The 14,387-nt window shown below is 69.5% G+C and carries 11 protein-coding genes; 1 reads left to right on the plus strand and 10 read right to left on the minus strand.

Annotated features, from left to right (window positions below; translation table 11 throughout):
* From glgB to nadA, 5 genes are all read right to left on the minus strand, one after another.
* A complete protein-coding gene (gene glgB / locus E3U26_RS23195; protein ID WP_499106807.1) occupies nucleotides 1-2,202 on the minus strand; it encodes a 1,4-alpha-glucan-branching protein in 2,202 nt (733 codons plus the stop codon).
* 22 nt (nucleotides 2,203-2,224) lie between these two features.
* Nucleotides 2,225-4,621, minus strand: a complete 2,397-nt coding sequence (locus E3U26_RS23200; RefSeq protein ID WP_499106808.1) for a glycogen/starch/alpha-glucan phosphorylase — start codon at nucleotides 4,619-4,621, stop codon at nucleotides 2,225-2,227.
* Between the two features lie 233 nt (nucleotides 4,622-4,854).
* Nucleotides 4,855-5,706 (minus strand): carboxylating nicotinate-nucleotide diphosphorylase, encoded by an 852-nt coding sequence (nadC, locus tag E3U26_RS23205; protein ID WP_072462242.1) that lies wholly within the window; start codon nucleotides 5,704-5,706, stop codon nucleotides 4,855-4,857.
* A complete protein-coding gene (locus E3U26_RS23210) occupies nucleotides 5,703-7,271 on the minus strand; it encodes an L-aspartate oxidase (protein ID WP_499106809.1) in 1,569 nt (522 codons plus the stop codon). Before E3U26_RS23210 ends, nadC begins: the two co-directional genes overlap by 4 nt.
* Before the next feature lies 1 nt (nucleotide 7,272).
* A complete protein-coding gene (gene nadA / locus E3U26_RS23215; protein ID WP_499106810.1) occupies nucleotides 7,273-8,325 on the minus strand; it encodes a quinolinate synthase in 1,053 nt (350 codons plus the stop codon).
* 228 nt (nucleotides 8,326-8,553) lie between these two features.
* On the opposite strand from nadA, the gene E3U26_RS23220 reads away from it, so the two are divergent.
* On the plus strand, nucleotides 8,554-9,318 hold the full coding sequence (locus tag E3U26_RS23220; RefSeq protein WP_499106812.1) for an IclR family transcriptional regulator: 765 nt from the start codon (nucleotides 8,554-8,556) through the stop codon (nucleotides 9,316-9,318).
* A gap of 5 nt (nucleotides 9,319-9,323) precedes the next feature.
* Here E3U26_RS23220 and E3U26_RS23225 read toward each other — a convergent pair whose 3' ends face one another.
* The 5 genes from E3U26_RS23225 to E3U26_RS23245 form a co-directional block, all read right to left on the minus strand.
* Nucleotides 9,324-9,959 (minus strand): aminotransferase class IV family protein, encoded by a 636-nt coding sequence (locus E3U26_RS23225; RefSeq protein ID WP_499106813.1) that lies wholly within the window; start codon nucleotides 9,957-9,959, stop codon nucleotides 9,324-9,326.
* Entirely contained in the window at nucleotides 9,917-11,044 is a 1,128-nt protein-coding gene (locus E3U26_RS23230) for an aminodeoxychorismate synthase component I (protein WP_499106814.1), read from the minus strand. The genes E3U26_RS23225 and E3U26_RS23230 overlap by 43 nt, the downstream gene beginning before the upstream one ends.
* A gap of 270 nt (nucleotides 11,045-11,314) precedes the next feature.
* A complete protein-coding gene (locus tag E3U26_RS23235; RefSeq protein WP_499106816.1) occupies nucleotides 11,315-12,475 on the minus strand; it encodes a Gfo/Idh/MocA family protein in 1,161 nt (386 codons plus the stop codon).
* Between the two features lie 66 nt (nucleotides 12,476-12,541).
* The gene (locus tag E3U26_RS23240; protein ID WP_449045803.1) at nucleotides 12,542-13,591 is read right to left on the minus strand and encodes a Gfo/Idh/MocA family protein; all 1,050 of its coding nucleotides are present in this window, start codon (nucleotides 13,589-13,591) and stop codon (nucleotides 12,542-12,544) included.
* Entirely contained in the window at nucleotides 13,591-14,376 is a 786-nt protein-coding gene (locus E3U26_RS23245; protein ID WP_036753417.1) for a ThuA domain-containing protein, read from the minus strand. The genes E3U26_RS23240 and E3U26_RS23245 overlap by 1 nt, the downstream gene beginning before the upstream one ends.
* Nucleotides 14,377-14,387: the final 11 nt, after the last annotated feature.

A 14,387-nucleotide genomic window follows, 5' to 3' on the forward strand; every position in this document is an offset into this window, starting at 1 on the left:
CTATGATGTCGTCCTGTCGTCCTTGATGAAGATCAGCGTCGAAAGCGGCGGCAGCACCAGGTCCGCATGGGCGGGCTGGCCGTGGCTTTCGCCCGGCAGGGCGGTGACGCGGCCCAGGTTGCCGCGCCCGGCGCCGCCATAGACCTCGGCATCGCTGTTCAGCACCTCGCGCCACAGGCCCGGCTGCGGAAAGCCCATGCGCCAGCCGCTGCGCTCGACCGGGGTGAAGTTGCAGACCACCACCACCTCGGCATCGCCCGGACCCCCGCGCCGCACCCAGGCATAGATGGAATGGGCGGCATCATCGGCCTCGATCCACTGGAAGCCCGCGCCGTCGCAATCATGCGCGTAAAGCGCGGGCGTGGTGCGATAGATCGCGTTCAGGTCGCGCACCAGCAATTGCATGCCGTAATGCAGCGGGTTGCCGATGCAGGCCCAGTCGATCTCGGCATCGTGGTTCCATTCGGCGCGCTGCGCGAATTCCTGGCCCATGAACAGCAGCTTCTTGCCCGGATGGCCCCACATGAAGCCGTAATAGGCGCGCAGGTTGGCGAATTTCTCCCATTCGCTGCCGGGCATCTTGGTCAGCATCGAGCCCTTGCCGTGGACCACCTCGTCATGGCTGATCGGCAGGATGAAATTCTCGCTGAAGGCGTAATGCAGGCCGAAGGTCATCTGGTGGTGATGGTGCTTGCGATGGATCGGCTCGCGCTTGATGTAATCCAGCGTGTCGTTCATCCAGCCCATGTTCCACTTGAAGCCGAAGCCCAGCCCGCCTTCATGCACCGGGCGCGAGACCCTGGGATAGCTGGTCGATTCCTCGGCCACGGTCATGATCCCCGGCTCTTCGCCATAGGTCAGGCGGTTCATCGCCTGCAGCATGGCGATGGCCTCGTAATTCTCGCGCCCGCCGTCCTTGTTGGGCACCCATTGGCCCTCGGCGCGGGAATAGTCGCGGTAGAGCATCGAGGCCACCGCATCCACCCGCAGCCCGTCCAGGTGATATTCCCTGAGCCAATACAAGGCATTGGCGGTCAGGTAATTCATCACCTCGGCCCGACCGTAGTTGTAGATCAGCGTGTTCCAGTCCTGGTGGAAGCCCTCGCGCGGGTCGGCATGTTCGTAAAGCGCGGTGCCGTCGAACTGCACCAGCCCGTGCGGGTCGGTGGGGAAATGGCCCGGTACCCAGTCGAGGATCACCCCCAGCCCGGCCTTGTGCGCGGCGTTCACCAGGTCGCGGAACTCGTGCGGCGGGCCGAAGCGGATCGTCGGCGCGAACAGCCCGACCGGCTGATAGCCCCAGGAGCCGTCAAAGGGATATTCGCTGATCGGCAGCAGCTCGATATGGGTGAAGCCCATGTCTTTGGCGTAATCGACCAGCTCGACCGCCGCCTCGCGGTATGAGATCGGGCGGCCGCCGTCCTTCCTGCGCCAGCTGCCCAGATGCACCTCGTAGATCGAGATCGGGCGGTCGATGCGCTGCGCCTCGGCCCGCGTGCCCATCCAGCCACGGTCCGACCAGCCATAGCCCGCAATGTCGCGCACGACCGAGGCCGTGGCCGGCGGGTGCTGGGCGCCGAAGCCGACCGGATCGGCCTTTTGCGCCAGCCCGCCATAGGCGCCGAGGATCTCGTATTTATAGGCGGTGCCCTCGCCCAGGCCGGGCATGAAGATCTCCCAAACGCCGGTCGCGCCGCGGCGGCGCATGACATGGCGCCGCCCGTCCCAGGCGTTGAAATCCCCGATCAGCGAGACGCGGCGGGCATTGGGCGCCCAGACCGCGAAATGCGTGCCGGCCGTGCCCTGGTGTTCGATCACATGCGCCCCGAGCGCCTGCCACAGCCCATGGTGCCGCCCCTCGCCCAGCAGGTATTCGTCAAGCTCGCCCAAGACCGGGCCGAAGCGATAGGCGTCCTCGACCAGCCATTCCTCGCCGTCGCGCCGCCCGCGCAAGAGATAGGGTTCCGCGCCCGGCACCATGCCATGGAACAGGCCGGGATAGCCCTCGACCGGGTCCAGCGGATGCGCCTTGCCGCCCGCCATGGCCGCCATCTCCTGCGCGCCGGGATCGAAGGCGGTGACATGGCGCGTGCCGCCCCGCGGATGCGGGCCAAGGACCGCGAAGGGATCGTCGAAGCGTCCCTCGGCGATGCGGCTCAGCACCGCGGGGTCGGCGATATCATCCGGGTCGATCTGCGCCATGGTTCCCCCCTCCGCGACGGCGTCACTCCTGCCCGAGCAGGCTTTGCGCGTTCCAGATGTCCTGCATGTAGCCGCGGATGGTGCGATCCGACGAGAACCAGCCCGAGCGCGCCACGTTCAGCGCCGCCATGCGCGTCCATTCGGTCCGGTTGGCATAGGCGAAATCGACCTCGCGCTGCGCCCGCCAGTAATCGGCGAAATCCGAAGCGACGAGGAAATAGTCCGCCCGCGTCAGGTTCTCGACGATATTCGCATAGCGGTCCGGCTCGCCTGGGCTGAAGGTGCCGCTGCGGATCGCCTCGACGGCGCGGGTCAGGCGCGGATCGGCTGCGACCGCGCGTGCGGCATGGTCGGGGACGGCGCGGCGGGCCTCGGCCTCCTCGGCGGTCAGGCCGAACAGGAAGAAGTTCTCGGCCCCGACCAGTTCCCGGATCTCGACATTGGCCCCGTCCAGCGTGCCGATGGTCGGCGCGCCGTTCAGCGCGAATTTCATGTTGCCGGTGCCCGATGCCTCCTTGCCCGCCGTCGAGATCTGCTCGGACAGGTCGGCGGCCGGGATCAGCCGCTCGGCCAGCGTCACGTTGTAGTTGGGCAGGTAGAGGATCTGCAGCTTCTCATTGGTCGCCGCATCGGCGTTGATGACGGCAGCCACGTCGTTGATCAGCCGGATGATGTCCTTGGCGAAGAAATAGCCCGGCGCCGCCTTGCCGCCAAAGATCTTGACCCGCACCGTCCAGTCCGCGGACGGGTTCTCGCGCATCTCCTGCCACAGCGCGATGGCTTCCAGGATGTTCAGGTGCTGGCGCTTGTATTCGTGGATGCGCTTGATCTGCACGTCGAACAGCGCCTGCGGGTTCAGCGCCACGCCATGTTCGCGGGCGATCCAGTCGCACAGGTCCGCCTTGTTCGCGGCCTTCACGGCGGCGAACGCATCCAGCCAGCCGGCGTCGGCGACATGGGGCTCCAGCGCGTGCAACTGCTCCAGATCGCCCACCCAGCCATCGCCGATGGTCTGGGTGATCAGCCGCGACAGCCGCGGGTTGCAGCCCAGAAGCCAGCGCCGCGGGGTCACGCCGTTGGTCTGGTTCACGATGCGGTCGGGCCAGATGCGGTGCTGGTCGGCAAAGACCGTGGTCTTCATCAGCCCGGTATGCAGGGCCGAGACGCCGTTCACCCGGTTCGACAGGATGAAGGACAGCTCGCCCATCCGTACCTTGCCATCGCCGCGCGCGGTATTGCGGCGGTCGGGATGCGCCTTGGCATCGGCCTCGTCGATGCGGTCGATGATCTGCAGGTGCCGCGGCAGCAGATCGGCAAACAGCCCCTCGCCCCAGCTTTCCAGCGCCTCGGGCAGAAGCGTGTGGTTGGTGTAGTTGACGCAGCCGCGGGTGATCCCGACCGCCTCGTCAAAGGGCAGGCCGCGTTCATCATGCAGGATGCGCACCAGTTCCGGCCCGGCGATGGCGGGATGGGTGTCGTTCAGCTGGATCGCCACCTTCTGCGGCAACAGGCGCAGGTCGGCATGATCGGCCTCGAAGCGGCGCAGGATGTCGCGGATCGAGGCGGCCGAGAAGAAATATTCCTGCGTCAGCCGCAGCCGCTTGCCCTTTTCAGTCGAATCCTCGGGATAAAGCACGCGCGAGATGGTGCGGGCCAGCGCCTCGGCCTCGGCCGCGGCGGCAAAATCGCCGGCGTTGAAGCGGTCGAGGTCGAAGGGATCGACCGCCCGCCCGGCCCAGAGCCGCAGCGTATTGGCCCAGGCCCCGCGCCAGCCGATGACCGGCGTGTCGAAGGCCTCGGCCTGCACGAAGCTTTCGGGTTCCCAGACCGCCCGGCCGTCGCGGGTCGCGACGCGGCCGCCGAAGCCCAGGGTAAAGCGCGCCTCGGGGCGCTCGAACTGCCAGACGAAGGGCCGTTCCAGCCAGTCCTCGGGCGCCTCGACCTGCCGGCCCTCGGCAAAGCTCTGACGAAACAGCCCGTGTTCGTAGCGGATGCCATAGCCATAGGCCGGGCAGCCCAGCGTGGCCAGCGATTCCATGAAGCAGGCCGCCAGCCGCCCCAGCCCCCCGTTGCCAAGCGCCGCGTCGGGTTCGTCCAGCAGCAGCCCGGCATAGTCGAGGCCAAAGCTTTCCACCGCCGCCTGCGCCTCGTCGGCCAGTTGCAGGTTGACGATATTGTCCTGCAGCAGCCGTCCGATCAGGAATTCCATCGACAGGTAATAGACCCGCTTGGCATCGGCGCGATAGGTGGCGCGGGTCGCCGCCATCCAGCGGTCCACGATGCGGTCGCGCACCGCGTGGCTCAGCGCCAACCGCCAGTCGAAGACCTGCGCGTGGTCGGGATCCTTGCCCAGCGTATAGGCCAGGTGCCACAGGATCGCGTCGCGGAAATCGCTTTGGGGCATGTCGTCCCTGGCCATGGATCACCCTTCTTTCGGCACACCCGTATCCTTTCGGGTCATCCCCTTGGCTTAAGCCATCCGTTATCGAAAGCAAGCGGTTGGGAGAAAATTCTGTTAGCGTTAACCGACGCGGGCAATATCGTGCCGAAACCCGGCTCGGATCGTCGGAATCGCCCGCGTTCCCGGCCCCACACGCCAAAGGATTGCGCCAAACCGGGCAAGGGCCGCATGTTCTGCGGCTCTTTGGCCGGTCAGAAATCCAGGCCCAGGTCCAGCGTGCGCGCCGAATGCGTCAACGCGCCCACCGAGATGTAATCGACCCCCGTCGCCGCCACCTCGGCCACGCGCGCCAGGCGCATGTTGCCCGAAGCCTCCAGCACCACGCGGCCCTGGGCCATGGCGACCGCCTCGCGCAGCTCTGCCGTCTCCATGTTGTCCAAGAGCACGACATCGGCGCCGCCCTCCTCCAGCACCTCGGAGAGCTGGTCGAGCCGGTCCACCTCGATCTCGACCCGCATCATATGCGAGGCGCGGGCCTTGACCGCTTGCAGGACCGGCCGGATGCCGCCCGCCGCGGCGATGTGGTTGTCCTTGATCAGGATGGCGTCGGACAGGCTGAAACGATGGTTGAAGCCGCCGCCGTGCAGCACCGCCTGTTTCTCGACCAGCCGCAGGCCGGGCGTGGTCTTGCGGGTGCAGGTGATGCGCGCGCGCGTTCCCGCCGTCTCGGCCACGAAGGCCGCCGTCTGCGTGGCGATGCCCGCCAGCCGGCCGGCGAAGTTCAGCGCCACCCGCTCGGCCGAGAGGATCGAGGCCGCCTCGCCCTCGATCTCGGCCAGCGTGTCGCCGGGCTGGAAGCGGCTGCCGTCGGCATGGTGCAGCCGCCAGTCCAAGCCTGGGTCGATCAGGCGAAAGGCGATGGCCGCCAGCTGCATCCCCGAGGCCACGCCCGCCTCGCGCGCCACGATCCGCGCCCGGTAGCGGGTGCCTGCCGGGATCACCGTGCGGGTGGTGATGTCGCCATAGGTGCCCAGATCCTCGGTCAGCGCGGCCCGGACCAGCGGTTCCAGGATCATCTCGGGCAGCGGGGGCATCTCGGTCATGTCGTCTCCGGTTCAAGCGAGGCGCGCAGGGCCAGCGCCTGCGCCAGCCGCAGGCGCGAGCGGCGCCCTTCGGGCAGGGTCTGCGGGAAATCGGTGCGGCAATGCGCGCCGCGGCTTTCCTGCCGCATCAGCGCCGCGGCGGCGATCAGCGTGGCGGTGGCGGTCATGTTCGAGAGCGCCGGGCAATCGGGCTGCGCGGCCTCGATGGCGGCGATCTCGCGCAGGCAGCGGGTCAGGCCCCCGGCGTCGCGCAGGACGCCCGCGCCCTCGGTCATGGCGCGGCGCAGGCGGGCGACCAGCGCCGGGTCGGGCACCGGGCCGGGTGGCAGGTCGGGCAGCACGACTTCCGGCGCGTCCTGCGCCGCCGGGCCCAGCCGCGCCTCGATCGACAGCGCGCAGCGGCGGGCAAAGACCAGCGCCTCCAAAAGCCCGTTCGAGGCCAGCCGGTTCGCGCCATGCAGCCCGGTCGAACTCGCCTCGCCGCAGACCCACAGCCGGTCGAGGCTGGCCCGCCCCTCGTCATCCACCGCCACCCCGCCCATGTGGTAATGCGCCGCGGCCGCCACCGGGATCTGCTCGCGGGTGGGGTCGATCCCCGCCCGCGAGCAGGCCCCCGCGACGGCCGGGAATTCGCTCAGGATGCGGTCGCCCAGGCAGGCGCGGGTGTCCAGCACCGGCCGCAGCCCGGCCTGGCTTTGCGCATAGATCGCGCGCGCCACCACGTCGCGCGGCGCCAGCTCGGCATCGGGATGCACCGCCAGCATGAAGCGCTCGCCCAGCCGGTTCAGCAGCTGCGCCCCCTCGCCGCGCAGCGCCTCGGTGGCCAGCGGCGCCGGGTCTTCGCCGCAGTCGACGGCGGTGGGATGGAACTGCACGAATTCCACATCGGCGATCTCGGCCCCCGCCCGCGCCGCCATGCCGATCACCTGGCCGCGGATGCGCGGCGGGTTCGTCGTCAACGCGTAAAGCCCGCCCGAGCCGCCGCCCGCCAGCAGCACGCCCGGCGCCCGGATCAGGACCGGCGCCGAGCCCTGCGGGCCCGAAAGCGTGACCTCGACCCCCGCGACCGCGCCGCCCTCGACGCGCAAGCCGGTGGCCATGACGCCCTCCAGCACCTGCACCGAGGGCGCCTCGCGCAGGCAGGCGACCAGCGCGCGCATGATCTCGGCCCCGGCCTGGTCGCCGCGCACCCGCACGACGCGGGCAAAGCTGTGCGCCGCCTCGCGCGACAGCACATAGCCGCCGTCCGGCTTGCGGTCGAAGGGGGTGCCGAGCCGGGTCAGGTCCAGGATATGCGCCCGCGCCTCGTCCGTGACCAGCTGGGCGATGGCGGGATCGACGGTGCCGGCGCCGGCGCGCAGCGTGTCGCGGGCATGGGCCTCGGCGCTGTCGGCCGGGTCCATGGCCGCCGCCACCCCGCCCTGCGCCCAGGCCGAGCTTGCGCCCTGCCCCAGAACCTCGGGCGAGATCATCAGCACCGGGCGCGGCGCCAGTTTCAGCGCCGCGTAAAGCGCGCCCAGACCGGCGCCGACGATGATGACGCGGCCGGTCGAGACCTCGCGCACCTCAGGCCGCCAGGCGCTGCGACAGGTCGATCATGCGCTGCACCGCCAGGCGGGCGCGGTCCGCGACCTTGGGATCGACCTCGACCACGCCGGTCATGGTGTGCAGCGACCACAGCACCTTTTCCAGCGTGATCTTCTGCATGTAGGGGCACATGTTGCAGGGGCCCAGGAACTCGACCCCGGGATTGGCGTCCGAGATGTTCGAGGCCATCGAGCATTCCGTGACCAGCATCACCTGCTTCGGCCGCTCGGTCTCGACCCAGCCCTGGATATTGGCGGTCGAGCCGGCATAGTCGGCTTCGGCCACCACATCGGGCGGGCATTCGGGATGGGCGATGATCTTCAGCCCCGGATTCCAGTCGCGAAAGTCGCGCAGGTCCTGCGCGGTGAACTGCTCATGCACGATGCAGGCGCCGTCCCACCAGACGATGCGCTTTTGCGGCACCTTGTTGGCGACGTTCTGCGCCAGCCACTTGTCGGGCGTCATGATGACGGTGTCGCTGTCCATGGCCGCGACGATCTGCGCCGCATTGGCCGAGGTGCAGCAGATGTCGGACGCCGCCTTCACCTCGGCGGTGGTGTTGACGTAGCTGACCACCGGCGCGCCGGGATAGCGGGCGCGCATCTCGGCGATGCCCTCGGCGGTGATGCTTTCGGCAAGCGAGCAGCCGGCCGCCATGTCGGGCATCAACACGGTCTTTTGCGGGTTCAGAATCTTCGAGGTCTCGGCCATGAAATGCACGCCGCATTGCACGATCACCTCGGCCTCGACCTTGGTCGCGGCGATGGCCAGCGCCAGGCTGTCGCCCACCACGTCCGAGATGCCGTGATAGATCTGCGGCGTCATGTAGTTATGCGCCAGCACCACGGCGCCGCGTTCCTTCTTGAGCTTGTTGATCGCGGCGACATAGGGGGCATGGATCGCCCAGTCGGGCCAGGGCATGACGCGACCCATCCGGGCATGGATATCGGCCATGCGCTCGGCCAGCTCGAGCGAGGGCTCGAGATCGTAATGCGAGCCCAGCTCGCTGCGGATGGTCGTCAGATCGAGCATTCGGTCCCCCCACTCTGCCCGCGTCGCAGTCACCCCGGATATAATGCGCCCGGCCCCCGATACCAGAGCGCCGGGCCCGTGAGTCGCGGTTCCTAACCCATGGATGACGCTCGGGCAACGCAAATGCTACGCCGCGGCAAGGGGACAAGCGGCCTTGCCCGGCCTTGGCGTCTGGACCTCGGCCCGTCCTGCGGTAAAAAGGACGGTGAAGTGATCGGGTTCCAGGCCATGCAAGAGTTCCAAGACAATTCCCCTGTGCCGCCCAGCCTGCGAAACCTCCAGATCCTGGAAGTGCTGGCGCGCGAGGCCCGCCCGATGACCGCGACCGAGATCAATGCCGCCCTGGGCCTGCCCAAGCCCACCATCCACCGCCTGGTCGCCCATCTGGAGCAAGAGGGCTACCTGTCGCGCCAGCTTGACGGGCGCAGCTACCTGCCCGGCCTCAAGCTGCGGCAGATGATGCTGGGCGTCATGCATGCCGGCCAATACGACCTGCCGCGCCACGACGTGCTGGTGCGAGTGTTCGCCGCCGTGGGCGAGACCTGCTCGATCTCGATCCCCGAAGGGGACACGCTGGTCTATGTGGACCGGGTCGAGACCACCTGGCCCTTGCGGCTGGTGATCCGGCTGGGCACCCGCATCCCGCTGCATGCCACCGCGGCCGGCAAGGTCTGCCTGGCCTTCATGAACCCGCAGAGCGTCGAGCATTTCCTGCGCCATGCCCGGCTGCAACCGCATACGCCGAACACCTTCGCCTCGGCCGAAAGCCTGCGCGAGGAACTGGCGCGGGTGCGCGAACAGGGCCATGCCGTCGACGACCAGGAGTTCATTCCCGGCATGGTCGGCATCTCGGTCCCGGCGCTGGATGCGCGCGGCCGGGTTCTGGCCGCCGTGACCTTCCACGCGCCGGTGCAGCGCATGTCGCTGGAAACGGCGATGACGCATCTGCCGGCGCTGCAGCGCGCCGCACGCGAGCTGGCGGCGCTGGCCTGACCGGCTCAGCCCGCCCAGGCGGCGGGGATCAGGCCGCGCAGCGCATTGCCGACCCACAGCCGGACGCGGGGCAGATCCTCGGCCGGCAGCAGCTCTTCGCGGCAGGTGCCCTCGGCCAGCATCCCGGCGCGCAGCACGCCCGGCAAAAGCCCGCAGGACAGGGGCGGCGTGCGCATCCCCTGCCCGCGGTCGAAGAAGACCGTGGTGATGGTGCCGTCGCAGACCTCGCCGCGCTCGTTCAGGAAGACCGCCTCCTCGATCCCCTCGGGCAGGGCGGCGCGGGCGGCGTCGTAATGCGCCCGCCGCGTGGTCTTGAGCCGCAGCCAGGGATCGTCCGAGCGCAGCCGCGTCCCGGCCAGCGCCAGCCGCCACTCCGGCCGCGACTGCGGCAATGGGCCGCGCGTCACCTCGATCCGCCCAGCCCGGTCCAGCGTCAACCGCAGCCGCGCGGGCTGGCCCGCAGGTGCGACCAGCGCGGCGCGGGCGGCCTGCGGATCGCAGGGCCAGCCAAGCGCCCGCGCCCCCGCCACCAGCCGCGCCAGGTGCCCCTCGATCCGCGGGCAGCCGGCGCCGTCCCACAGCACCGTCTCGATCAGCCTCAGATCGGGGTCGTCAGATCCTGCGCGTAGCGGGCTTTCCATAGCGCCTCCTCCCATTCGCCTTCGGCGGTCGAATCCTGCACCACGCCGCCGCCGACGTTCAGCGTGACCTCGCCATCCGGCCAGACCGACAGCGTGCGGATCGCGACCGAGAAACAGGCCGCCCCGTCCGGCGCCATCCAGCCGATGGCGCCGCAATAGACGCCGCGCGGGAACGGCTCGACCTCGCGGATGATCTGCATGGCGCGGATCTTGGGCGCGCCGGTGATCGAGCCGCAGGGAAACAGCGCCCGCAGCAGCGCGCCCAGGTCCGCCGGGCGCTCCAGCTGGCCCACCACGCGCGAACTCATCTGGTGGACGGTGGCAAAGCTGTCCACGGCGAAAAGCTCGGGCACCCGCACCGAACCCACGCGCGAGATGCGGGCGATGTCGTTGCGCAGCAGGTCGACGATCATCAGGTTCTCGGCCCGGTTCTTTTCCGATGCCGCCAGCCCCGCCGCCAAGGCCGCGTCGCGCGCCGGATCGGGGTCGCGCGGCGCGGTGCCCTTCATCGGCCGCGCCTCGATCCGGCCCTGCGCATCCAGGCGAAAGAACAGCTCGGGCGAGCGCGAGACCACCACCGGCCCCTGCCCCAGGTCGGCATAGGCGCCGAAGCCGACCGGCTGGCGCGCGGCCAGCGCGGCGTAAAGCTCCAACGCCGAGCCGGAGATCAGGCGCGAGCGGATGGGAAAGGTCAGGTTGATCTGGTAGCAATCCCCCGCCGCGATATAGTCGCGGGTGCGGGCAAAGGCCGCGGCATAATCCTGCGGCGAGATCATCGGCTCCAGCGGCGCCAGCCGGGCCGCGTCGCCCGCGGGCAGCGCCGGCGCGGGCTCGGGCGCGTCATGGACGGCGAAGGCCATGAGCGGCGTGCGCCGGCCGGCCGGCATGTCGCGCGCCAGCACCGGCTCCAGCGCATAGCCCAGCTCATAGGACAGGTAGCCCGCGATCCAGGCCCCCTGCCGGCGCCGGGCCTCGAGATGGTCAAGCGCGGCAAGGGCGTCCTCGGGGCGCGTGACCACCAGCACTTCCCGCGGATCCCGGAACAGGACCGGCTTGCCGTCAGGACCGAATTCGCAAAGGATCACGCGCGCCTCCATTCTCGCGGCGCGAGGTAGCATGGCCGGGGCGGCATGAACAATGGCCGGCGCTGGACCGGCGCGACAATCGCGCGGAATGCCGGGCCCTGCCGGGGCCTAGCAGGCTGCTGAAAAAGTCCTTGCGACAGGACAGTGCGGGCGGGGAACCGGGAAATCCACCTCAAATTTGCCGAAAACACCCCGTTTCCGGGCCGATATTAGCTGGATCCAGAACGATTTCTGCTGCGTGCCCTCTTAAAATCCTTTTTCAGCAGCCTGCTAGAGCGCCAACGCGACCCAGGCGCCGTTGCGCTTGCTGGAACGCAGGCAGGCATCGACGAAGGCCACGCCCTCCAGCCCCTCTCGGATGCCGGGAAAGACCACCTCCGGGTCGGGCGCGGCCCCGTCGCGGCGGGCCAGGATGGCGCGCGCCGCCTCGGCATAGATGTTCGCGAAGCCCTCCAGATAGCCCTCGGGGTGGCCGGCGGGGATGCGGGTCAGGCGCGCGGCCTCGGCCCCGGTGCCGGCACCGCCGCGCGACAGCCGATAGCGCGGCCGGCCCAGAGGCGTGACCCACAGGGCATTGGGTTCCTCCTGCGCCCATTCGAGCCCGGCGCGGCTGCCATAGACCCGCAGCCGCAGCGCGTTCTCGCAACCCGAGGCGACCTGCGAACACCACAGCATCCCGCGCGCCCTGCCGCGATAGCGCAGCAGCACATGGCCGTTGTCGTCGACCGGACGGCCGGGCACGAAGCTTTGCAGGTCGGCGGCCAGCGCCTCCAGCTCCAGCCCGGTGACGAAGCCGGCCAGGTTGAAGGCATGGGTGCCGATGTCGCCGATGGCCCCGCCCGCGCCGGATTGCGCCGGATCGGTGCGCCAGCCGGCCTGCTTGTTGCCCGCCTGCTCGATGGGCTCGGCCAGCCAGTCCTGGGCATATTCGACCTGCACCAGCCGGATCTCGCCCAGCTCGCCCGATGCGATCATGGCGCGGGCCTGCCGCACCATCGGATAGCCGGTGTAGTTGTGGGTCAGCACGAACAGCGCATCCGAATCCGCGGCGGCATTGGCCAGCTTGCGCGCCTCGGGCAGGGTCGCGGTCAGGGGCTTGTCGCAGATCACATGGATGCCGCGTTTCAGGAACGCGCGGGCGACGGGGGCGTGCAGGTGGTTCGGGGTGACGATGGCCACCGCCTCGATCCCGTCCTTGCGCCGCGCCTCGCGCATGGCCATCTGCGCGAAATCGCCATAGGCGCGGCCCACGCCCAGTTCCGCCGCCGAGGCCGCGCTTTTTTCCGGCGTCGAGGAAAAGCAGCCCGCGACCAGCTCATACTGGTCGTCGATCCGGGCGGCGATGCGATGCACGCCGCCAATGAAGGCGCCCTGCCCGCCGCCGACCATGCCAAGGCGGATGCGGGGCGCGCGATGAACGGTCTGGGTCATGCCATGCTCCTTGCGGGATGTCCGGCGGCGGCAGGGAGGAGAAGGCCGCCGCCGGATCGGTTGCGCCTAGACGGCGAGGCTAAGGCCGGACTCGACCGAGGATTCCTCGGCCCGGTCCAGCAGGCGTTGCAGCGCCGCGCCGCGGGCGAAATCGGGATCGGCCGCGCCCTCGCCCCGGATCGCGGCGATGAAGCGCTGGTAGATCGTCGGCACCGGCGGGCATTCGACCTCGTGCCAGGCGGCGGTCTCCAGGTCCGGCGACAGGCAGGCGCGCAGCCGGCTCACGCGGTTCTCGAAGCCGACCTCCAGCCCGCCGCGGTCGCCGTAGATCCGCAGCCGCAGGTCGTTCAGGTGCCCGCTGGCAAAGCGCGTCGCCGCCACCGTCCCCAGCGCGCCGTTCTCCAGCACGATCTGCATGGTGGCGCTGTCGTTGGCGTCCAGCACATAGTCCCCGATCCGCCCGCCCGGCGCCTTGTCAAAGGTCTTGAGCAGGCAGGAAACCTGCGCCGCGTCCTGCCCGGCGATACAGGTGGCGAAGTCGAGGATATGGATGCCCACGTCGCCCAGCACGCCCTTGGAGCCATGCGCGGTCGACACCCGCCACAGCCATTTCGGGTCGGTGCGCCAGTCGCCCCAGCCGGGCTGGGTCAGCCAGCTTTGCAGGTAGCTCGCCTCGAAATGCCGCACCTCGCCGATCTCGCCCGCGCGCACCATGGCCGCGGCCTTTTGCAGCGCCGGCACGTCGCGATAGCTGAGATTGACCATGTTCACCACGCCCGCCCGCGCCGCCGCCTCGGCCATCGCCTCCGCATCCGTGGCATTGGTGGCCAGCGGCTTTTCGCAAAGCACATGCTTGCCCGCCGCCAGCAGCGGCATGGTGGTCGGGTAATGCGCGGCATCCGGCGTCACGTTGGTCGCGGCGTCGAATGCGCCCCAGGCCAGCGCCTCGTCCAGGCTGGCAAAGCCGCGGGCGATGCCGTGCTCGGCGTTGAAGGCGGCCAGCGGCTCGGGCCGCGGATCGACGCCGCCGACCAGCTCGACGCCGGGCATGGCGGCGAAGGCGCGGGCATGGTTCGCCGCCATGCCGCCGGTGCCGATGACGAGAAGCCGGACCATCAGCGATAGCCCTCTTCGCCGGCGGCGTGCAGCTTGGGACCGCGCTCCTCGATCGGCTCCAGCGCCTGCTCGACCGGGACATTGGGCGCGACGGTCGGCTCGGCCAGGCGCGCGGCCGGGTTATGCGCCCATTTCACCGCGTTCAGGATCACCCGCTGCACATTGGCGTCGTGATAGGTCGGATAGGTCTCGTGACCGGGGCGGAAATAGAACACGTTGCCGGCCCCGCGCTTGTAGGTCAGGCCCGAGCGGAACACCTCGCCGCCCGCGAACCAGCTGACGAAGACGGTCTCCAGCGGCTCGGGCACGCCGAAGGGCTCGCCATACATCTCTTCGTGCTCCAGCTCGAAATGATCGGGCAGGCCGGCGGCGATGGGATGGTTGCGCGAGGTCAGCCACAGCCGCTCGCGCTCGCCCGCCTCGCGCCAGGTCAGGTTGCAGGGCGTGCCCATCAGCCGCTTGAAGGGCTTCGAGAAATGCGCCGAATGCAGGAAGATCATGCCCATGCCGGACCAGACCGCCTCGGCCACGCGCTCGACCACCGCGTCCTGCACCTCGCCATGGGCGCAATGGCCCCACCAGATCAGCACGTCGGTCTGGGCCAGCTTTTCGGCGGTCAGCCCATGCTCGGGGTCTTGCAGGGTCACGCTGCCGGCCGCGATGCCGCTATCGCGGTTCAGCGCCGCGGCGATGGTGTTGTGCATGCCGTCCGGGTAGATCCCGGCGACGGTCTTGTTCTTCTGCTCGTGGACGTTCTCGCCCCAGACAGTGACTCGGATGGTCATTCATCGCTCCT

The sequence above is a fragment of the Paracoccus ferrooxidans genome (genome assembly GCF_029909815.1).
Lineage (GTDB): Bacteria > Pseudomonadota > Alphaproteobacteria > Rhodobacterales > Rhodobacteraceae > Paracoccus > Paracoccus versutus.

Coding starts and splice junctions, on each gene's coding strand:
- glgB (WP_499106807.1), bottom strand. CDS start 2,202: ATGGCGCAGATCGACCCGGATGATATCGCCGACCCCGCGGTGCTGAGC.
- E3U26_RS23200 (WP_499106808.1), bottom strand. CDS start 4,621: ATGGCCAGGGACGACATGCCCCAAAGCGATTTCCGCGACGCGATCCTG.
- nadC (WP_072462242.1), bottom strand. CDS start 5,706: ATGACCGAGATGCCCCCGCTGCCCGAGATGATCCTGGAACCGCTGGTC.
- nadA (WP_499106810.1), bottom strand. CDS start 8,325: ATGCTCGATCTGACGACCATCCGCAGCGAGCTGGGCTCGCATTACGAT.
- E3U26_RS23220 (WP_499106812.1), top strand. CDS start 8,554: ATGCAAGAGTTCCAAGACAATTCCCCTGTGCCGCCCAGCCTGCGAAAC.
- E3U26_RS23225 (WP_499106813.1), bottom strand. CDS start 9,959: ATGGAAAGCCCGCTACGCGCAGGATCTGACGACCCCGATCTGAGGCTG.
- E3U26_RS23235 (WP_499106816.1), bottom strand. CDS start 12,475: ATGACCCAGACCGTTCATCGCGCGCCCCGCATCCGCCTTGGCATGGTC.
- E3U26_RS23240 (WP_449045803.1), bottom strand. CDS start 13,591: ATGGTCCGGCTTCTCGTCATCGGCACCGGCGGCATGGCGGCGAACCAT.
- E3U26_RS23245 (WP_036753417.1), bottom strand. CDS start 14,376: ATGACCATCCGAGTCACTGTCTGGGGCGAGAACGTCCACGAGCAGAAG.